This is a genomic window from Streptomyces prunicolor (assembly GCF_045162825.1).
Lineage (GTDB): Bacteria > Actinomycetota > Actinomycetes > Streptomycetales > Streptomycetaceae > Streptomyces > Streptomyces prunicolor.
In genome coordinates, this window is sequence record NZ_CP108676.1 from 4,931,504 (window position 1) to 4,951,904 (window position 20,401).

The following is a 20,401-nucleotide window of genomic DNA, read 5'->3' on the forward strand; positions in this document are numbered from 1 at the left end:
AGCCCATCAACGCAAGGCGCTCGCCCGGAATGTGCTTGAGCGAGCGCCTGAACGCCCTTTGTGGATCAGCCGAGTTGGCTGACAACAGGGTTGTCGCCCTTCGCTGCGGCGTCAGCCGTAGGCAGGGCTGTGTCGTAGACGTGAACGTCGCTGACCTTGCCGTTGGCGTACTCGCCGTAGGTGCCCTGGTAGAGGCGACGGCCGATCTGGACGGGACCGGCGGCGTTCCAGGAGGTGCCGCTGTAGGTCTTGGTGCCGGACTGGCGGCCGTTGACGTAGAGGGTGAGTTGGTTGGTGGAGGCGTCGTAGACGCCGACCAGGTGGGCCCATTGGCCGACGGTCGGGGTGCCGCCGTAGACGGCCGTGAAGGACGTACTGGTGGTGTCGTCGTTGTGGCGGCTGAAGGCCCAGGCCTGTTTGGCGGAGGAGTAGTACAGCTGGAGTCCGTTGGCCTTGCCCGCGCTGTCGGACTGGGAGACGAAGGTCGAGTTGGCCGTGAGAGAGGCGGGGTTGACCCACGCCGAGACGGTGAAGCTCTTGGACGTGTCGACGGCCGGCCCACTCGTGGCGGCGTATCCGGTGGTGCCCGTGAGGTTGAGGACCTTGCCGCGAGTGGTGTCGGTGGCCCAGGAATAGGCGCCGATCAGGGTGCCGTCGAGGGTGCCGACGCTGTCCTTTGTGCCGGTGCCGGTGCCGTCGTCGAGAGTCCATCCGTGAGTGGCGGTGTTGGTGACCGTGCCCAGGGAGACCGGGTCGCCGAAGAGGTACTGGGGCGGGGAGACCAGGACCTTGCTCCGGATGTACGGGTATTCCGTGAGCTCGCCGTGGGTGTCCACGGCGTACAGGTCGGGGTTGCCGTCGGGTCCGCCGGTCGGGCTGTTCAGGTCACCCGGCGAGGCCACGACGGGGTAGGTGCTCGGCGACAGGGTCAGCGGCAGCGTGGTGTGTATGGAGGGGTGCAGGAGTGCGGGCAGCCCGTTGGCGTCGACAGTGAGTGAGTAGCTGTAGAGCGCCCCGGTGGAGTTGTCCCGTGCCCACAGGGTGGGCGTGCCCTGGAACTTGCCGGGCGCGATCAGCGTGAGGCCTGACCAGTCGCCGTCACCGAGAAGGATCGGGTCGGTGAGGTGTTTGCCGTTGTCGGACTGGTAGATCCACAGCTTGCCGTTCTCCACCGTGATGACGGCGGGGTGGTGCTGCTGGTTTCCGTAGACGTCGCCGGGTGCGATGAGTTGGGTGATGTTCCAGGGCGTGGTCGGGTCGTATCCGGCGCCCGCGCAGCGGCTGTCGGGAACTGTCGGCTGGCAGGGATCCTTCGACACGGGGTCGCTGGCACGCTTGCCGATGTAGCCCGGGAAGCTGGACCAGGGGACGAGTTGGGCGGCGCTGTCGTCCGCGGGATCGAGGTCGTTCGGGACGACGTACAGTTGGGATGTCTTGCGGTTGTAGGCGAAGAGGTCGTCGACGTCCGCGCCGTGCAGATTGCCGCGGTGGGCGACGAGGTAGTTGTTCCAGCTGGTTCCGTCGGGCGAGTCGGCCGGGGTGGAGACGAGCGCCGGGCCGTTGATCGCGGGAGTCGTGCCGGTGACCTGTCCTGTCTGGGCGGGGGTGACGCTCTGGGCGGGATCGGTGTCGCCGGGAATCAGTTCGAGGTCGCCGCTCTTGGTGGTGGCGAGCAGGTCGGGTACGCCGTCGCCGCTGATGTCACCGGGGGTGATTCTGGTGTCGGGGTTCCACGGCACGGTGAAGGTGTAACTGGCCGGGGCCTGCGAGATGTTGCCGGCCGCGTCGACGGCTGCGACGTACAGGGTGTGCACTCCCCAGGTGGGCAGGGTGACGGGGATCTTGCCGGTCGCGGTGCCCTGGCTGTCGGTGCTGGTGAGCGCCGCCGGTGTGCCGGTGGTGGCGGTGGGCTGGCTGTCGAGAAGCCACAGGAAGTGATCGACGCCGCTGGACAGGCATGCGGTGGGCGTGCAGCTGCTGTCGGAGGGGGCGCCGTCCGCCGCGGTGACGGTGAAGGTGGTCTGGCTGCCGGTGTAGATACCGCTGGCTGTGGAGCCTGTACCGACAGACGGAACGTCGGAGTTGTCAGCGACCGCAGGAGTGTCCGGTGGGGTGAAGTCGGTTTTGAACCAGCAGTGGTCGCTCTTGTCGGAGGCCAGACTCAGGGTGGAGTTGTTGTCCTGCGCGTAGGCGTCCCAGCCGTACTCGTGGCCGTCTTTGAGGGTGAAGCCGATGGGCAGGTTGACGTCTCTGGCGGTGTCGGCCGCCACGTAGGCGGTGGCGGGGCTTCCGTCATCCTGCGCGTTGCCGCTGGAGTCGAGCACTGTCCGGTCCCAGACATGGAAGATCGCCTTGACGTTCTCGCCGGAGACGTTCGACTTGACGGTGGAGTGCAGTTGGACGTTGCTTCCGGCGTTGGAGTAGGTGACGGCGCCGATCCAACCGTCTCCGCTCGTGACGCAGGCGCCGTCGGCTCCGGTGGCGCCCGGCACGGTGTGCAGGCTGGTCGGGACGTCCGGCGGGACGTCGAATTTCACGGTCATCGTGAGGGCACTGGACATCCGCAGATAGTCGTCGTTGCTGGAAGATGTGCTCTCGTTGCCGTAGAGGGCGACGGTCCAGTAATCGCCGCTCGCGCTGTGGTACTTCGCTATCCGCTGGGCCTGGTCGGGGACCTTGAAGGACGCGGTGTGGTTGCTGCAACTGCTGCCGGAGTTGGCCGCGCTCGGGATCGTGGTACTGACGGCCGCGTAGCTGTCGTCCACAGTCCCGGGTTTGTTGTTCCAGTCGGTGCCCGAGTCGATCGCCCCGGTGGTGTGCAGGGTGATCGGCTGGTCCTGTGAGCAGTCCCAGCTGGCCGCATACGTGGAGCTCACCGTGATGAGCGCGTCGTAGACCTGCATGGAGGGATCGAGGCTGCTGGTGGGGATGGCGTAGTAGGAGCGTTCCAGACCGGTGCCGCAGATGCCGCCCCAGCGCTGGTAGCCCACGCCCTCGCCATCGGGCTGCGGCTTGTCGTACTGCGGGCTGTCGGAGCAGGTGGAGCTGGAGTAGACCTCGTCGTAGTGACCGGAAGTCTTGGTGTCCGGATTGTCGAACGGGTCGATGAACACCGGGTAGGTGGTGCCCGGATCATTGAGCACAGTTGTGTCCGGTGCCAGCGTGAGGCCGCCGGATGTGGTGGTCATGGGGACGGTGACCACATTGGCTCCCACGCCGGGCCCGTCGGCGGAGGACGTCGTAAGCGGGTCGCCGGTCGTGGTGCTGTCTGTCGCGGGCGCGTTTTCCGTCAGTGCGTCCGGAAGGGTGCTGGAGTCCCACATCAGCGGGCGGGGGCTGGTGTAGGCGACGGTGCCGTCGGCGGCGGTGGCATTCATACCGCCCGAATCCGTGGAGGAGAGCGTGAGGCCCTGGGTGGCGGCTGCCTCGGTCAGCTTCTTGACGTGCGGATCAGCTGCGGCGGTCGCGTCATGGAGGATCAGTACGTCGCTGACGCCGCCCTGATCCGTGACCGACACGGACAGATCCACGCCAGGCAGCACCGACTTGTACACGGCCGTGTCATCGCCGACTGTGGGCGCGGGCAGGGTGAAAGGCATGGTCAGGGCCATGCTGTGCCCGTCCTCGTTGGTGAGGGTGACCAAGGGACCGTTGCCGCCACTGGACAGAGCGACGTCGTTCGGCGTGGCCTTGGGCGACAGTGTGCCGTCCGAATTTTCGGCGAGGGTGGCGTCCACTGGCGTCCAGACGCCGTCCTTGAGGACCCGTACCGGCATGACGTTGGTGGTGGAGGTGAACATGCCGTCGGGGTTGGCCGTGACGGTGGAGGTCTCCGTCGTCAGCGACTCGACGGACACGTCCTGGCCACTGGCGACGGCCTCGGTCTGGGCGGCCAGCATGGGATCGCTCGGAGCCGGATCGTCGGCACTTGCCGAAACGGCGGGAACGGTGAGCAACAGGCCTGCCAGCGCGGGTATCAGCGCCAGCCGCCGTATCAGTTCTCTTCGCTTACCCGGCTTTCGGGCGTATCCGGACAACACGAAACAGCTCCCCCTCTATTTGCCAACACTTTGCATTCGTGATCTTCGTCACGTTTACGGGTGTTGAGGATGTGACGGGCAATGCACGTGGTGTCTGGTTTGTCGCTAGGTGATGATGTTCGCCCCTTCATGGAAAGGGCACACCAGGCACTCAGTTGGCATACGTGATCGCCACATGGTCGGCACAGGGTATTGAGTTGCCCCCTTCCCATCAATAGCCTCCCGTCGATCACGCTTCCCGTGTGATCGGGGTGGGGACGGTCTGTCAAGGCCGCTGGTCATGGGGGAAATGAGTGAGCGGCAAGCGGCGTTGGTTCGCGAGCGTCCAGTACCGGATCTGGGGCAGAGCACTGACTCTTGCCACGGCGACCGTCGCGCTGACGGCGCTGTTGGTGCCCATAGCTGTGGCCCAGGGCGCTGTAGTGGGGCCCTACCGTTTCAAGGGCACGGTGTGGAACCCGAAGGCCCTTCCGAAGACTCCGGCGGTCGGCAGCCATGCCTTGCACCAGCCAACTGCCGCTCACCCCAAGGGCTACAAGGCCGTCAGCAAGTATCAGGCCGTCAAGCCGACGTGGCCGACGGCCGGCACGAAGACGGTGTCCCTGACGCACACCACCCAGTCCGGCAACACCGCGTCCACCACCGCTGCGTCGCCCAGTTCGTCATCCAGCCCCGCCGATGCTTCCACCGCGGCCACCAAGTCGGCATCCACTCCTCCGTCGAGCACGCGCGTCGTCCCGGTGACGAAGCCCGTCAAGGCAGGCGCCCTGCCGGTGTGGATTGGGCCCGCGCCGGCATCCGGCCAAAAGTCCGGCTCCGGCACGGCAGTTGGCCCGGCTTCGGTACAGGTGAAGGTGGCATCACACACCCAGGCGCTGAAAGCCGGCGCCGACGGAATGCTGCTCGCTTTCACCCGCGCCGACGCGAAGTCCGGCAATGGCCGGGTGCGGGTGGTCATCGACTACGCGTCGCTGGCCAAGGCGTATGGCGGCGGCTTCGGTTCACGGCTGCGGCTGTACCAGGTCCCGGCCTGTGCGATGACCACGCCTCAGCTGAAGCAGTGCGGGACGCGGACCCCCATCCCCTTCACCAACCGGGCGACCGCGGACCAGTTGGCCGCGACGCTCACGCTCGGCTCGTCCACCGCCCCGGCATCGCGTGCCGCGAGCGGCACGGCGGGTGCGACGGCGATGTCCGCGGCCACCACGGCAGTGGAGGTCACCTCGGGCAGTTCCGGCTCGCAGGGCAGCTACGCCGCGACTTCACTGAACCCGGCGGGAACTTGGCAAGCCTCCGGGACGGGCGCCTTCACCTACTCCTACCCGATCGATGTCCCGTCCACGATCGGCGGCAACGCCCCGTCGGTGGCCTTCTCCTACGACTCACAGTCTGAGGACGGGGAGACCTCGGCCCGTAACTCCCAGGCGTCCTCGATCGGCGACGGCTGGAGCTACCAGCCCGGCTTCGTCGAGCGGACGTATCGTTCCTGCAGCGGTCTCCTGGACAGCAGCGGGGACAAGATCCTCAAGGGATCTGGGGACGAGTGCTGGGCCGGTGACAACGCCACGATCTCCTTCGGCTCGCACTCCGGGCAACTGGTGCCCGACGGCGTGGACTCCAGTGTGCCGGGCGAGATCAAGCAGTGGCGGCTGACGGGCGACGACGGGACGCTGGTCCAGGAGCTGTCCGGCGCCGCCAACGGCCTGCAGGACGGCGTCTATTTCCGGGTCCTGACCACGGACGGCACCGCCGCGTACTTCGGTGCCGACCACTCCCCGACCGGCCCCGGCCCGTCCGGCGCGATGCAGTCCGGCACACCCGGCGACTCCTCGACCGATGCCGCCTGGGGCGTACCCGTGCTGCATCCGGAGTCGGATGACCCGTGCTACGACTCGGCCAAGGGCAAGGCGTCCCAGTGCGACAAGCACGAGGGCTGGCGCTGGAATCTGGACTTCGTCGTCGCACCGAGCGGGTTCGTGCAGCGCTACGACTACACGACCCAGAGCAACTACTACGACCTGGGCGGCGGACAGGCCGCGACCGGTGACTCGGGCACCCTGACCTCGTACGTCCGCGGCGGAAAGCTCGACAGCGTCTCCTACGGCTACAAGCTCGCCGACGAGCAGACGGGGCGCACCCCCGCCGGTCAGGTCACCTTCACGTCCAAGCAGCGCTGCCAGACCACGGCCACCTTCACCGACTGCTCGGCCGGAAACCTCGACGACAACACGGCCCCGCACTGGCCCGATGTGCCATGGGACCTGCACTGCGACTCCACCGACAGCACCACCCTGCCGTCCGGGTCGACCTCGGTGCCGACCGACGTCTGTATCACCGAGGGACCAACGTTCTGGTCCACCACCCGCCTGGACAGCATCACCACGAAGATCCACGTCAAGGACTCGTCGACGGACACTCTGGTCGACGTCGACAGCTATCAACTCGGGCAGGTGTACTCGGATTCCGGCGGCACGGTCGACCCGGTCACCGGAACCACCGTCGACCCCAAGGACGCGGGCTCCCTCCAGGCCGTGATGTGGCTGCAGTCGATCCAGCACACCGGCAAGGACACCTACGGCAACGGCAACAGCGACGCCAAGCTGAACCAGGTCTCCTTCACCGGTACGGAGATCGACAACCGGGTCAACGACACCTCCCCCTCCGCGCCACCGCTGTACCGGCCGAGGATCTCCTCGATCCAGACCGAGACCGGCGAGTCGATCGCCGTCGACTACAACGCCACCCCGTGCGCGAACAAGACGCTGTCGATCTCGGCCGCGGACGCGAACACCAACTCCTGCTATCCGGTCTACTGGACGGTGCCGGGGGCTTCGAAGCCGATCGCGGACTGGTTCAACAAGACCACCGTGCACACGGTCACCGCGTCCGACCTGACGATCGCGTCCCAGTACAAGCCGAACTCCCAGAACATACCGGCGGGTTCGGAGATACAGGTCTCCACCTACAGCTACTCCGGCCCCGCCTGGCACCGGGACGACTCGGCACAGACGGACGACCAGTACCGCACCTGGGACCAGTTCCGCGGCTTCCGCACCGTCACGGTGCAGACCGGGCAAGCCCCCGAGCCGGTCACCCAGCAGACCACCACCTACCTGCAGGGCATGGACGGCGACTACAAGTCCGACGGCACCCGCCGCTCGGTCAGTGTGGACGCCAAGGTTGGCGGCTCCACCGTCCAAAGCGTCACCGACGCCGACCAACTCACCGGCACAGCCCTTCAGAGCGACACCTACACGGCGGTCGGCGGCACCATCGACGCCGTAACCGTCAACGGCCCGTTCACCTACACCACCACCGCGCACGCCAACCAGACCCCGTGGACGGACTGGACCCAGGAGGACAACCCCGGCGACACGAAGCCAACTCTGTCGACGCTGCCCGACCTGACCGCCTACCGCATCAAGACCGCCCAGTCGCACGGCTACTCGCTGCTTGCGAACGGGACTTGGCGCCACACCCGGACCGACACCGCCTACGACAGCCAGGGCCGGGTCTCCACCGTCGACGCACACGGCGACGTCACCGTGGCCGCGCAGGAGAAGTGCGCCACCACCACCTACGCGACACCGTCGTCCAGCAACACCATGACTCTGTCCTACCCGGACCAGGTCACCTCCGTCAGCGGACCGTGCGGCACCGCGACCTCCGCAGGCACACTGCTGGCGGACAAGAAGATCTACTACGACGGCGACGGCACCCTCGCCAACCTGGGCACCTTCGGTCAGCTCGACCAGACCGCCAGCACCGCCATCGGCCAGGCCAGCGCCGTACGCACCGCCACCGGCTACACCGGCACCACCGAGAACTGGCAGACCAGCTCGGCCATGACGTACGACGGCGCCGGCCGCATCACCGACGCCCTCGACGCCACGGGCCAGAACACCCACACGGCGTTCACCCCCGCGTGGTCCCTCCTGGGCGGAAACACCAACCCGACCAGCATTACGACCACCAACTCCCAGAGCTGGAAGGTCACTTCCACCCTCGACGCACTGCGCGGCCTGCCCACCGAGAACGTCGACGCCAACAACCGCAAGACCGACATCACCTACGACGCGCTCGGGCGACGCACGGCGGTCTGGCTGCCAGGCCGCGACAAGGCCTCGGGCCAGAGCGCGGACGAGACCTTCGCCTACTCCATCAATCCCGGTGCGGTCGCTGCCCCGGGCGGCACCGTCACCTCACCCGGCGCCCCCTCCGCGGTGACCACGAAGACGCTCCGCGAGGACGGCACGTACGCCTCGTCGATCACCATCTACGACGGGATGCTGCAACCGCGCCAGACCCAGGCCACAGCCAACGGCGACACCAACTCCGGCCGGATCATCTCCGACACCTTCTACGACTCGCACGGCTGGCAGACGGCATCGTTCGCGCCGTACTCCGAGCCGGACAACAACCCGTCCACCACCCTGTACGCGGCGAACGAGAACCAGATCCCGTCGGAGACGACGACCGCCTACGACGGCCAGGGCCGCCCAGCCACCAGCACGCTGTGGCACCAGGCGGTCCAGCAGTGGCACACCACCACCAGCTACCCCGGCGCCGACGAGACCGACAGCACCGCTCCGGCCGGGGGCCGTTCCACCGCGACCTACACCAACGCGCTGGGACAAGCCACCAAGAGCGTCGTCAAGAACACCGGCAGCACGGTCAAACTCACCCAGGGCCAGGTCATCCCGTCGGGCACGTCACTGACCTCGGACAGCGTGCGGCTTGCCATGCAGGCCGACGGCAACCTGGTGCTGTCCTCCCTCTCGACCGGTAAAACCCTGTGGTCCACCAGCACTTCGGGCAATCCGGGGGCCTTCGCCACCCTGCGGAGCGACGGCAACTTCGTCGTCTACAACGCCGGTGCCACCACAGCCCTCTGGTCGACCGGAACCACCACCGGCACGACGTTGCAGATCCAGAACGACGCCAACACGGTGCTCTACGACAGCACCGGCGCCACCATCTGGAAGACCGACACCCTGAACCAGGCCGGCGAAGCCGACGCCACCACCGCGTACACCTACACGACCGCCGGCCAGGTCGACACCATCAAGGACAGTGCCGGCAACACCTGGTCGTACCACTACAACCTGCTGGGCCAGAAGACCTCCCAGACCGACCCGAACACCGGCACCACCAGCTACGACAAGTACGACACCGTCGGCAACCTGCTGCAGACCACCGACGCGCGCGGCCAGGTCCTCTCCTACGCCTACGACTGGGACAACCGCCCCACCGCCGAGTACAACAGCGCGTGGTCGGCCACACCCGACACCTCCAAAGAGCTCTCCTCCTGGACGTACGACACCCTGGCCAAGGGCTACCCGACCTCGTCCACCCGCTACGTCGGCGGAACGACCGGATCGGCGTACACCCAGGCGGTCACCGGCTACAACACGGCCTACCAGCCGACCGGCACCACCCTGACCGTCCCGGCCACCGACGGCTTCGCCGCGGCCGGCCAGTCCACCGCACCCACCAGCGGCACGGTCACCTACACCGCGTCCGCGTTCTACACCCCGACCGTCGGACTGATGTCCACGCTCCGCTACCAGGCGGACGGCAACCTGCCCGCCGAGGACATCGACTACGGCTACACCCAGCAGGGCAACCTCGACGGCATCGGCGGTTTCATCACCGCGGCCAACACCCCCGACTACCTGGACACCGCCGTCCACGACCCCTTCGGCCGGGTCCTGCAGACCAACTACGGGACCACCGGCAAGGAACTGGCCACCTTCGCCCAGTACGACGCCACCACCGGCCGGGTCACCCAGACGTCCAGCATGCTGCAGACGTCCACCACCGCCCTGGACGTGGCCAACTACCGCTACAACCAGGCCGGCGAGATCACCGCGATCGACGACCTGCAGAACAACACCACCCACGACACCCAGTGCTACACCTACGACTCCTTCCAGCGCCTGACCGCCGCCTGGACGGACACCGCAGGCATCACCAACTCCTCCAGCGCCCCGGTCGGAAGCGTCGGCGGCTGCAACACGGGCTCCGTGCAGACCACCACCACGGCCCTCGTCACGACCGGCACGGTCGGCGGCCCGGCACCGTACTGGCAGACGTACACCTACGACCTGCTCGGCGACCGCACGGGCATGGTCAACCACGACACCACCGGCACCGCGGCCAACAACACCACGCAGACCACCGCCTACACCGGCACCGACGGCACCACCACTGCGACCCTGCCCGACCAGTCAGGCACCACGACCAGCAGCAACCCAACCACCGGCACCGCCACTTGGACACCGACCTACACCGACCCGGCGTACAGCAACAAGAACGCCGGCGACACCATGACCCGCAAGGTGTCCACCACCGGCCCCGTCAACACCGGCTTCACCCTCTCCGGCGGCGGCAAACTCTGCATCGACGACGCAGGCGCCTCCACCACCCCCGGCGCCGTGGTCCGCACCTACACCTGCAACGCCTCCGCCGCCCAGAACTGGACGATCGGCACCGACGGCACCATCAAGGTCCTGGGCACCATGTGCCTGGACACCACCGGCAACGCCACCACCACCGGCACCCTCCTGGTGCTCGACACCTGCAACAGCGACGCCACCCAGAAGTGGAAGGCCACCAGCACCGGCACCCTGGTCAGCAACGCCAACAGCACGATGTGCGTGACCGACCCCGGCGCCAGCGCCACCATCCGCACCCAGCTCACCCTCGCCACCTGCGGCAGCGCCGGCCAGACCTGGACCACCGCCGGCACCGGAGCCCTCCCGTCCGGCCAGACCCAGACCCTCACCTACGACGCCGAGGGCCGCACCGCCACCGTCGCCACCGGCTCTGGCACACACACCAACACCAGCAAGTACCTCTACGGCGCCGACGGCAACCTGCTGGAACAGACCAGCGCCGTCGACGGCACCGACAAGACCCGCATCCTCTATCTCTTCGGCGGCACCGAACAGATCACCCTGAACGTCTCCGCGAAGACCTGGACCGGCCTGCGCAACATCACCGGCCCGGACGGCACCACCATCACCCGCTCCAGCAGCGGCACCGTCACCTACCAGGTCGCCAACGCCCAGGGCACCGCCACCACCGCCATCGATGCCAGCACTCTGGCGGTCACCCGCCGCTACTACGACCCCTACGGCAACTCCCGCGGCACCAAGCCCACTTCATGGGTCGCCGCCGACGAGAACCACGGCTACCTCGGCCAGCCCACCGACACCACCACCGGCCTCGACCTTCTCGGCGCCCGCAACTACGACCCCGCCCAGGGCCGATTCCTCACCCCCGACCCCCTCTTCGAGGCGGGTGACCCGAACCAGATGGGCGGCTACACGTACGCGGGAGACAACCCGGCTTCGGGAAGCGACCCCACTGGCCTGGCCCTCGACGGCAGCGGGTCCGGTGGTAACCAAAAGGAAATCAACAACTACTGCAATCAGTTCCCCGGCTCCGACATGTGCGGCGGCGGAACGAAGACATCCAGTCATGGCGGCACCGACAACTCCAACGGCGGCACCAGCGCCTCCCCCGCACCGTCCACCACCCCCACGCCCCCCATGGGCAACACGCCCGCCTCAACGCAGACCCCCACCCCGACTCTCGGTGAAGTCCCCTGCCAGCCAGCCGACTTCGGCACGAACCGGTGCGGAAGCTGGGGCGGCCTCAAGGCTCTGGAAGTCGAGGCGGGCGCCATCGTGGCGGTGCCCTTGCTCTACGGGTGCCTGGCGAGCGGCGTCGTGGACTGTGTTTCTGGTCTGGTACTGGGAGCCGCGGACGCCGAGGCGGGCGGGAGCCTGCTCCTCGGCAGCCGCATCATCGTGGGACTCGGCGGTGCTGCGGCCGAGGCAACCGAAGAGTACGCCGACGAGTTGGCGGCCGAGAGCGGAGCAGCCAAGCAAGCCAACGAAGATGCCTCAGCCGCCAAGGCTGCCGGAGCCAAGAAGGCCGACCCACAGGCCGAAGCCGGACACGCCAACGCCGCTGCGGCCAAACCGGACAAGCCGTCATCCGGTACTTCCAACGGCGGAACAAACTCTCCGAGTCGCTGCAGCTTCTCCCCCGGCACCCCCATCCTGCTGAGCGGCGGCAAGACCAAACCGATCGGCAAGATCAAGACCGGCGACAAGGTCGAAGCCGCCAACCCCAAGACCGGCAAGCACCAAGGCGCCCGCACCGTCCAACACGTGTGGATCAACCACGACCACGACCTGCTCGACCTCACCATCCTCACCGAGGACGGCCACACGGCCACCCTCCACACCACCGCCAACCACCCCTTCTGGAACGACACCACCCACACTTGGGTCGCCGCCGGCAAACTCCACAACGGGGACGCCCTCAACACCGCTACCAACGACCACGTCTTCGTCGTCTCCACCCGGCCCACGCCCGGTGCGGCAAACCGCTGGAACCTCACCGTCCAGCAACTCCACACGTACTACGTTGTGGCAGGCACCACACCGATCTTGGTTCATAACACCGGGTTCGGGAATAATCTATGCAAAGTCTCTGGCCCCGCGCACGTACAGTCACGCGTCGAAGACTTGACGGATGCTGCTGGCAGCGGGGCTGGTTGGCGGACAATGGGAGGACTCCATGCAGATGTCCCTGGTACAGGTGGCGGAATCGACTTGTATGCAGCTGGCGCGCGCTCTGACCTGACTCCAGGCCAATTCGGAGAGCTGACAGACCTCGGCAATACAGAATTCGGCTTCCGCATTCCGCAGCCGGCCAAGCTCGTCACTAAAGAAGATCTCTGGCACACCGAAGTGAAGCTCTTCAATGAGGGGGCCGGGGTACTTCAGTTGCAGCCTAGATTCCTCGCTGTGAGTCGACCCATATGTCCGGAGTGCGAAGATTTCCTCACTCGGAGGGGTGCTACGTTGACGTCAGCGACCACGGCCGAGTGGTAGCAGGTTTCGTTGTCCTCTTTACACCTCGGAGGTCGCGATGTCGGAGTCATCGCTCAGTGGCGCATTCGACAGCCTCTCCTCGAAGGCACTGTGCTGCGCTACGGCGCTCCGGCTCGGCGGCGGCCTGTACATCCTGGCCGACGCCGCCGAGAAGGGCGATCTCTACTACCAGGTCGACGCGGGGGTGCGAGCTGGCCTTCGGGCATGTGAGGGCAGACGCCTAAACGCCGACGTGATGCGAATTGCGATTAAGGCATCTCGTCGACTGGAGAGTGAATACACCGACCAATCGCAAGCCATCCAGTTTGCACAGTCGGGCTTTCGGCTTCTCGCAGATGTCCTTGAGGTGATTGCAGCAGATGAGGCGGAAGTATCGGATGCTCACATCGAGATCTTCACGAAGGCGCTGTCGACAACTGAGTCGTGGCCCGCATCCGTCGACCTGAGCGGGTTCAGCCACTTGCCCGACTTTGAGCGGTTCTGTCAACAGGAATCGATCGATAGCCTGCGCACTGGCGGAGTTGCTGAAGTTCGGGATTCTCTAGGGCGCAGGGAGCTCGATTATCGCGGCATTGCGCGAAGGTTCAGGCAGCGCTGATCTCGTAACACAATCTTGTTGAGGTGCTCTGGTTGGACGTGACCGGTGTGACGCTTCGGCCGTTCGGGAGAGTGTGAGCGTTCGGCCGTGGATCGTGGATAACAACTTGTGGATGCTGATCGAGCCCCTGTTGCCGCCCTGGCCGGAGCGATCACCGGGCCCGCAGCCAGTGGCGGGCAAGCTGTGCCTGCAGGAGCAGATTGTCAGATGCGGCCATCGCGCTGATCTTCTTCGAGGCTTCGACACTTCAGAAGATCAGCCGGTGGCCGTTCCTCCATGCGGGCACCATCTCGATGTTGGAGCAAACCTCGGCCCACGCCAAACCTGTACACCATCCCCATGGACGCAACCCCCGCGGTTATCAACACCCGGCGGCAGGGTCCCTATCCGCTCCCACGCCGCGTCCCTCAGCTCGCCTCGCGCCACCACGAAATCAACTTTCCGGGCACGCTCGGTCCGGCACGAACAGGCTCGGTCGGCCGTGTCAGCCAGCCGTAGAACGTGTCCATGCGAGCCGTTGACCAGTCGATCTGCTCGCCTACCGTCTGCCGCCTGCTACTGGCGGAGGTAGGCACCCCATTCCGACTCGCCCTGAGCCTCGAAGACGACTTCCCAGCGGCCGACTTCAGACACGCGCCGAGCGGCTACTCGCTGCCTGTCATCCCGGTTCCTGACCCTCAGTTGCTGCGCCACCGACCCGGCATCGTTGTCCTGCCCAGCCGCAGCAAGGCGGAGACGGCTCCCCCAAACCGGCGGCACACTGATCATTCGTCAGACACAACCTTGACCTAGCCTCAGGCGTCCTGCTCCAGGTGAGTAAGGGAGGTGTGGGTGCCAGGCAGGGCCTGGACCGTCGTTCTTAGCGGTGGGAGTGCCGGGCACGTCGTGATCACGGACGTGCCGTGGGATGGCCAGACACCGGCGAGATGAGCGATGAACCTCTTCCAGCGATGGTCTGTCCCAGGCGGAGACAACAGGCGACATATCACGGAGGGGAAGGCGATCTTGTGGGACGAGGGCGGCCCGCGACATCGTCGAGTCCTGCGTCCTCGTCGACAACCCGAACCTCGCCGAGGCTGTCAAGTACCAACTGGTGATGGACTGGAGTCGCTCTACGAGAGGGTTGCCGATCGCGCCCCAGGCGGAGCGCGTTGATCGCGGGATTGTCCGGACGCCACAACCCCGCGGCCCCAAGTACGCCTGTGACCGCACGGCAGATCGGGACCCACCTGCACGATCGCTGCACACTCGGCCACCGTACGGCCACCACACCGAACTCGACAGACCCGAGCCGACCGGCAGCACGGAGCGAAAAGCCAGGTCACAGCCCTGCCAACGAAAACGGCCACTGACAGTCAATTCCAGACCTACGCATTGCGATGCGTAGGTCACAGGCACCTGATGAGCCCGGATTCCAAGGTCACCCAAAACAAGAAACCCCAGGTCAGAGCGCTGACCCGGGGTTTTCCATGGAGCCCCCTGTCGGATTCGAACCGACGACCTACGCATTACAAGACCGAGAGCAGTCCTGACAGGGGGGTTCATTAGCTGTCACGGAATGCCGATACATGCAGGTCAGAGGCATACAGCGTTCCATCGAAGTACAGGCGCTGACAGCCGGTCCTAGGCAATCCGGCCACACATCGGCCACACCGAACAGCCCCTCGGCCAGCCCGTTTACGGCTGACCGAGGGAGGCGAACCCGGGTGCCGGGCGGTCGGCCCCGCGAGGCCGCCGACAGACAAAGAGGGCCGCGCGGCATCCGCCGCGTGGCCCTCGCCGTTGTTCAGCCCTGGCGCTAGTCCTCGGAGTCGTCACGATCGGTACGGGGGGCGGCAAGTCCGTTCAGAGCCTGTTCGAGACCGGCCGCACCCGCAGGGGTGATGTGGCGCCGGTCCATGTCGATGGTCAGCTCGTCGCCGGTCGCACGAACGACTGCAATCGCCCCTGTGTCGAGTTGAGTGCGGGTTACGCGGATCAACTGGTGCCCCCCTCATGGCATCACTAGGCTCATGACTCGAACATATGCCCGAGTCAAGAGCCCGGATCAGCCTACTCCGCAGTACACGCGAGGTCACGCGCGAACTCCACGGAGTGACCGGACCACCCGCACAGCGTCAACGCCTAGGCATCGTCGGTTAGTTCCGGTGGGAGATCGCCGGCCGCATACCTTCTGAGCAGAGCCTCGACCTTGGGCATGTCCCGAGCCCCCATGCCCGGCGCATGGACGACAACGACGGTCGCCTCGTTACCGCTCGCGCCGAGCGGATCGCCGGCCACGGCCCCGCAGTACTGCATCGCCGCAGCAAGGCGCACTCTGCGCTCGTCACCCCCTATGGCTCTTGAGACGGCGCCGGCAATCCCCGGAAGCATGTGTATCGGCTGATCATGAGCGATCCGGTGCAGGGTCGTGTACCCGACCCTCGTCTGCGTCGCCGGGTCGACGGCACGCTCAGCGAGCTTGCGGTACGAGAGTCCCGTCTCTTCCTTCGCCGCGCGCAAGAGGTCCCCGAAGGGGGTGCCGTAAGGCCAACGCTCGTCCGTGTCGGTCAGCGACACGCTCTCACTCCCACTCCGTTGCAGAATTCGAACACTTCTCATCTAAGCAGCCATCGCCCGGAATCGCGGCAGCCAAAGTTCGTTGACGTGCGTCTCACCAGACTCTTACGGTTGCAGTGTTCGAATTCTGCAACAGCAGGGGTCAAGCGCCACAGGCACTCTAGGGCCCCGACTGTTCGAAATGTGGGACAACGGGGGAAGAGTGATCGCGCACAGCGAAATCACAGGATCGACGGTTTTCGGGCAGCCCGGCGCCGTTCGATACGCCCTCGCCCCACAGCTACGGAGCGCGCCGAGCGCGCCAAGCCGCAGTGTGAGGAGAGACAAGCACGTGAGCCCTGTCGAGTTCGTCGGTCCGCCGCCCAAGCAGCGCAACACCAAGCACACCCGGATCGCGAACAGCCTGCGCCAGCACCCCAAAGAGTGGGGAGTAGTCCGGACCCCGGCCACCTCCGTGCGGGCGGCATCCGCCGCTCAGGCCATCCGTAGCGCGCGGCTTCCGGCGTACGAACCTGCGGGTTCGTACGAGGCGGTCGCCCGGACGGTCGTGCAGAAGAACGGAGACGTCGAACACCGCGTCTACGCGCGTTATGTCGGGGGCGAGCAGTGACCATGCGCCCGCCAACAGCGGTGACACCTACGGACCTTGTCGCCGCATCGCCCGGCCTCGACCGCGAGCAGTGGCTGTCGAACGCCACTGACGGGAAGTGAGCGGTACGGACGGCCTGCGGATCGGCTCCCTGTGCTCCGGCTACGGCGGTCTCGACCTCGGTGTGCAGGACGTACTCGGCGGATCGGTCGTGTGGCACTGCGAGATCGACGCGAACGCCGCCGCCATCCTGGCTCACCACTGGCCCGGCGTGCCCAACCTCGGTGACCTGTCCGCCGTCGACTTCGACCAGGTCGAACCCGTCGACGTCGTGACCGCCGGTTTCCCCTGCCAAGACGTCAGCCTCGCCGGCCGCCGCGCCGGACTCACTGAAGGCACCCGCTCGGGTCTGTGGCTGCACGTCACCCGAGCGATCCAATCCCTACGCCCCCGATTGGTGGTGATCGAGAATGTCCGCGGTCTCCTCTCGGCGACGGCGCATAGCCACGTGGAATCGTGCTCGTGGTGTGTGGGAGACGCAAGCGCTGAGCCTCCTTTGCGAGCACTCGGCGCCGTACTCGGCGACCTGGCCAGCCTCGGGTACGACGCGGAATGGGCGTGCGTACGCGCGTCAGAGATCGGCGCTGCCCACCGCCGCGAGCGGGTATTCATCGCCGCGCGACCTATCGCCGACGCCAACGGCGACATTCGTGCAGGACGTGATCGATCCCAAGGTAAGGCGCGCGCGGCGTGAGCGGATGAAGCCCCGCCACCCCGGCATGGGCGACATGGGAATGCCCCTCGGCCTCGTCCGCCTGCTGCCGACCCCCCGCACCTCGGACACGAGCGGGACGGGAGCGCATGGCGATGGGGGGCCGGATCTGCGGACGGCAGTCGCCTTGTTGCCCGCCCACGCGCAGCCGCCAAGTAGCGAAGGCGCCACGAGCTCATGGGGGCCGTACGCCGCCGCTGTCGAGCGGTGGGAGGCGCTCACCCGCCCCGCTCCACAGCCTGTGGACGAACGGGATCGCCTGAACCCCGCGTTCGTCGAATGGCTCATGGGCTTGGCCGAGCACCACGTGACCGGCGTCGACGGCCTCTCCCGCGCCGCGCAGCTCAAAGCCCTGGGGAACGGGGTCGTTCCTCAACAAGCCGCCGCCGCCCTGCGGTTGCTGCTCGACCGATTCGACCAGCCACACGCCGTGAGCTGCGGTCATTGGGCCGGCGCCACCCGCCACTACTGCCACGCCATCGATGGCGTGCGCCGCTACCTCACCGGCTATCGGTGCCCCGCCCACACTCCCGCCGCCCTCGCCGGACGGCCCGAAGCCCCCGGATCACCAACACCGCTTAGGAGAAGGACCGTTGAGCCTCGACGCCATGGATTGGGTGTGGACTAAGTCCACGGCCAAGGGCATTGCCCGCATGGTGTTGCTCGCCATCGCCGACAAGTGCCCCGATGACACCTGCACCGCCTACGCCGGTACGACGATGCTCGTACGGCGGACGAACGGCGCCCGCTCGTCCGTCGTGGCCGCCGTCGACAAGCTGCTCGACAGCGACGAACTGCGCGTCATCGAGGGCTCCAAGGGGCCCAGGGGCGAGACGGTCTACCACCTCCCGCGCGCCGTCGGACACCTCCGCGCCGCGCCCGACGAGACCCGTTTCGGGGATCCGGAAACCGGACCCATACAGAATCCGGGCTGGTCCGAGAACCGGACCCCTGGGGGTACGGAAACCGGACCGGAGGGGTCCGGAGACCGGACCCCCACCGGTCCGGAGACCGGACCCCAGAACGCATATGAACGCAAGCACCAAGCAGAACAGCAGCAGCCGCGCGCGACCCGGTCGGCGCTGATTCCCGAACTCGGTCCGCTCGACAGCGCGCTCGCCGCCGCCGGCGTCCCGGTGCGCTGGTCGCTCGGCCTCGGTGAACAGCGCAACGTGTGGCGCCTCGTCCAGGCGCACGGCGCCGAGTCCCTCGTCGCGCGCGCCGCCGCCCGGACGACTCCGGGCGCCGAGCCGAAGTCCGCGCGCTACTGGCTGCGCGTGTGGGGCGACCTCGACAGCGCCCCGGCCACGCGCCCAGGACCGGCCACCGCCGCCGCGTACACGGACAACCTCGCCGCCGGCCTCGCGCTGCTGCACGCCCAGAAGGAGGGCACCCCATGATCGACCAGCACATCGCCGCCCTGCTCGCCTATGCCAGCCGCCTCGACTCCCGAGTGCGCCGCTCCCTCGCCGACCCTCAGCAGTCCGCCCGCACCATCGCCGATTGGACCGCCGCCCTCGCCGACGTGCCGGCCACCCTGCCCGAGACGGGTTGGGACGCCTCGCAGGCCGTGCGCCGCTACTACGAGCAGCGTGGCGGCGACCGCTCCGCGCAGTTCCGCCCCGTCGAGCCGCACGACGTGCTCGCCGCATGGGCGCCGCACCGCGCCGAACTGATGAACCGGCACACCGACCCCGTGCCGTCCGCCGACCCCGACAACCCGGCGGCATGGCGCGAGGAACTACTCGGCACCCGAGCCGCGGTCGCCACCGGCCACACACCGCCCGCCCAGTACCGCACCGAGATCAACGTCGCAGGGCAGAAACGTCTCGCCGCCCTCGTCTCCGGAGTCGGCCGCGGCCCGCGCCGGTACATGCCGGCCGAGGTCGCCGCACAGCTCGCCGAGCACCGTCCGGCCCGTGCCGCACGCGAGGCCGCCGTCGCCGCCGGACAGCCCGACGCCTACGCGCACAAGTGCAGTTGGTGCGGCGCCGAGCCCGAGCAGCCGTGCCGGACCGGCTACCGCCGCCAGGGAAAGGGCCGCAGCACCCGCTCGGCCCCGCACCCCTGCCGCATCGAGGCCGCCCTCGCCGCCGAGCAGGACGAGGACGAGCACGACCGCCTCGCCCGCCTCATGTCCACCCCGCCCGCACCGCGCGAAGTCCGCGCGCGCCACACCGCCGGAGGATTCCGCCGATGACCCCGCCCGCAGCCCGAGCCGCAGTCTCCGCCCACCTGACCGACGCCCTCGGACTGCCGCCGCACCTCGCCACGCATACCGCGTCCGAACTGCTCGACCGCCTCGCCGTCGAGGGCTGGCAGATCACCACCACCCCGGTCGTGTGCGACATGTCGGTGTTCACGAACACGACGAACACGACCGCGCGACCGGTCGCGCCTCGCGCGCGGGAGACCCGGCGCGCTCGGCGCCTCGTCGCCCGCCTGCTTCCCCGCCGCGTACGCCCGAACGGAGAGACCGAACGATGAACACCCGTACCCGTACCGACTCCCGCCGAGGACGCAGCCAGGCACGCGAGACCGAGCGCGACGCCCGCCGTGCGCGCTTCCGCCTCGTCCTCGCCCGCGCCGACCGCAGCGTGCTCATGCCCGAGGACTGCGCGCAGCTCCGCGCCGACGTCGAGGCCGAGGTCGCCGAGAACGACACCCACCGGCGCAGCTCCGGCGGACAGCAGGCCGCGGCCCTGCGCCTGCACAAGCGGATCGAGGCCGCCGAGGAGTGCATCACCGAGACCGAGGCAGACCGCGACGCGCACGCCGACCGGCTCGCCACCGCCGCCAAGCTCGCTGGCGCCCTCGGCGACTACCTGCCCGGCGACGGATGGCACCTCGCCGACACGATCCGGCGCCTGTGCGAGGGCGAGATCACGCCCGAACAGGCCCTCGACGACACCGCCCACTGACCACCCCGAG

General features: G+C 67.5%; 12 protein-coding genes. 8 read left to right on the forward strand and 4 right to left on the reverse strand.

Annotation, left to right across the window (positions count from 1 at the left end):
• Window positions 1-65: 65 nt before the first annotated feature.
• Complete coding sequence (locus OG588_RS22385; protein ID WP_405948853.1) at window positions 66-4,040, reverse strand: LamG domain-containing protein; 3,975 nt, start codon at window positions 4,038-4,040, stop codon at window positions 66-68.
• A gap of 293 nt (window positions 4,041-4,333) precedes the next feature.
• Here OG588_RS22385 and OG588_RS22390 point away from each other — a divergent pair, with 293 nt between their 5' ends.
• Both OG588_RS22390 and OG588_RS22395 read left to right on the forward strand, forming a co-directional pair.
• Window positions 4,334-12,952, forward strand: a complete 8,619-nt coding sequence (locus OG588_RS22390) for a ricin-type beta-trefoil lectin domain protein (RefSeq protein ID WP_405948854.1) — start codon at window positions 4,334-4,336, stop codon at window positions 12,950-12,952.
• A 37-nt stretch (window positions 12,953-12,989) separates the two neighbouring features.
• A complete protein-coding gene (locus OG588_RS22395; protein ID WP_405948855.1) occupies window positions 12,990-13,550 on the forward strand; it encodes a hypothetical protein in 561 nt (186 codons plus the stop codon).
• A 1,798-nt stretch (window positions 13,551-15,348) separates the two neighbouring features.
• Here OG588_RS22395 and OG588_RS22400 read toward each other — a convergent pair.
• Both OG588_RS22400 and OG588_RS22405 read right to left on the reverse strand, forming a co-directional pair.
• Complete coding sequence (locus OG588_RS22400; protein WP_405948856.1) at window positions 15,349-15,531, reverse strand: hypothetical protein; 183 nt, start codon at window positions 15,529-15,531, stop codon at window positions 15,349-15,351.
• Between the two features lie 143 nt (window positions 15,532-15,674).
• Window positions 15,675-16,109 (reverse strand): hypothetical protein, encoded by a 435-nt coding sequence (locus OG588_RS22405; protein ID WP_405948857.1) that lies wholly within the window; start codon window positions 16,107-16,109, stop codon window positions 15,675-15,677.
• A gap of 331 nt (window positions 16,110-16,440) precedes the next feature.
• Between OG588_RS22405 and OG588_RS22410 the strand changes: the two genes are divergently transcribed.
• The gene (locus tag OG588_RS22410; protein ID WP_201050629.1) at window positions 16,441-16,719 is read left to right on the forward strand and encodes a hypothetical protein; all 279 of its coding nucleotides are present in this window, start codon (window positions 16,441-16,443) and stop codon (window positions 16,717-16,719) included.
• Window positions 16,720-16,816: 97 nt separating this feature from the next.
• A complete protein-coding gene (locus OG588_RS22415; protein WP_405948858.1) occupies window positions 16,817-17,452 on the forward strand; it encodes a DNA cytosine methyltransferase in 636 nt (211 codons plus the stop codon).
• 193 nt (window positions 17,453-17,645) lie between these two features.
• Here OG588_RS22415 and OG588_RS22420 read toward each other — a convergent pair whose 3' ends face one another.
• Window positions 17,646-17,915 carry a hypothetical protein gene (locus OG588_RS22420; RefSeq protein WP_405948859.1) on the reverse strand — a complete coding sequence of 90 codons (270 nt, stop codon included), beginning with the start codon at window positions 17,913-17,915 and terminating at the stop codon, window positions 17,646-17,648.
• A gap of 148 nt (window positions 17,916-18,063) precedes the next feature.
• Here OG588_RS22420 and OG588_RS22425 point away from each other — a divergent pair, with 148 nt between their 5' ends.
• Genes OG588_RS22425 through OG588_RS22440 form a run of 4 tightly spaced genes read left to right on the forward strand, consistent with a single transcriptional unit; the run spans window position 18,064 to window position 20,391 of the window.
• Window positions 18,064-18,870, forward strand: coding sequence for a hypothetical protein (locus tag OG588_RS22425; protein ID WP_405948860.1), 807 nt, complete (start codon window positions 18,064-18,066; stop codon window positions 18,868-18,870).
• Window positions 18,867-19,670, forward strand: a complete 804-nt coding sequence (locus tag OG588_RS22430; protein WP_405948861.1) for a hypothetical protein — start codon at window positions 18,867-18,869, stop codon at window positions 19,668-19,670. Before OG588_RS22425 ends, OG588_RS22430 begins: the two co-directional genes overlap by 4 nt.
• Window positions 19,667-19,957 (forward strand): hypothetical protein, encoded by a 291-nt coding sequence (locus tag OG588_RS22435; protein ID WP_405948862.1) that lies wholly within the window; start codon window positions 19,667-19,669, stop codon window positions 19,955-19,957. Before OG588_RS22430 ends, OG588_RS22435 begins: the two co-directional genes overlap by 4 nt.
• Window positions 19,954-20,391 carry a hypothetical protein gene (locus OG588_RS22440; protein ID WP_405948863.1) on the forward strand — a complete coding sequence of 146 codons (438 nt, stop codon included), beginning with the start codon at window positions 19,954-19,956 and terminating at the stop codon, window positions 20,389-20,391. Before OG588_RS22435 ends, OG588_RS22440 begins: the two co-directional genes overlap by 4 nt.
• Window positions 20,392-20,401: the final 10 nt, after the last annotated feature.

Bases quoted from the DNA above. Each gene is read 5' to 3' on its own strand.
- OG588_RS22395 (WP_405948855.1), top strand. From the start codon at position 12,990: ATGTCGGAGTCATCGCTCAGTGGCGCATTCGACAGCCTCTCCTCGAAG.
- OG588_RS22420 (WP_405948859.1), bottom strand. From the start codon at position 17,915: ATGACCGCAGCTCACGGCGTGTGGCTGGTCGAATCGGTCGAGCAGCAA.
- OG588_RS22430 (WP_405948861.1), top strand. From the start codon at position 18,867: ATGATCGACCAGCACATCGCCGCCCTGCTCGCCTATGCCAGCCGCCTC.
- OG588_RS22435 (WP_405948862.1), top strand. From the start codon at position 19,667: ATGACCCCGCCCGCAGCCCGAGCCGCAGTCTCCGCCCACCTGACCGAC.
- OG588_RS22440 (WP_405948863.1), top strand. From the start codon at position 19,954: ATGAACACCCGTACCCGTACCGACTCCCGCCGAGGACGCAGCCAGGCA.